Origin of the sequence: Marinobacterium marinum (genome assembly GCF_013868415.1) — a bacterium.
GTDB lineage: Bacteria > Pseudomonadota > Gammaproteobacteria > Pseudomonadales > Balneatricaceae > Marinobacterium > Marinobacterium marinum.
The window spans coordinates 1-419 of the sequence record NZ_JACEMT010000026.1; the positions used below are offsets into that span (position 1 = coordinate 1).

The 419-nt window shown below is 49.4% G+C and carries 1 pseudogene; it reads left to right on the forward strand.

Going from position 1 to position 419, the window contains the following annotated elements:
• Positions 1-123, forward strand: a pseudogene (locus tag H1S06_RS00500) (IS5/IS1182 family transposase); the annotation flags it as partial.
• Positions 124-419 lie beyond the last annotated feature (296 nt).

The following is a 419-nucleotide window of genomic DNA, read 5'->3' on the forward strand; positions in this document are numbered from 1 at the left end:
TGCCAGTTTGGTTTTGTAAAAGCCCGCTACCGTGGCCTGAAGAAAAACGACAGCAAGCTGGCCATGCTGTTCGCGCTGGCCAATGTTGTACGGGTAGACCAGATGTTGAGAGCGCAGGGTTAATCCGTCTGCGCTGCCTGAAAAGGCGGTTGCAGTCGGTTAAAAAAGGGGGGGAGCGTGCGCATTTCATGCCCCAGACACAGAGAAAATGCAGTTTTGGTGGCTCTGAGAGGACTTGTTCATACGTTCCTTAGCACCGTGGAACAGAGCAACTTGATCTGAATGTCCGCTTATGGACATATCGAAGTTTATGCAGGTAACGTATAACACATATGAGCCTTCTCGGTGTCAATAGGCAATAGTATTTTCATTGGCTGCATGAGCAGCCAATACAAAACCCTGAACGAGGGCGACTACTT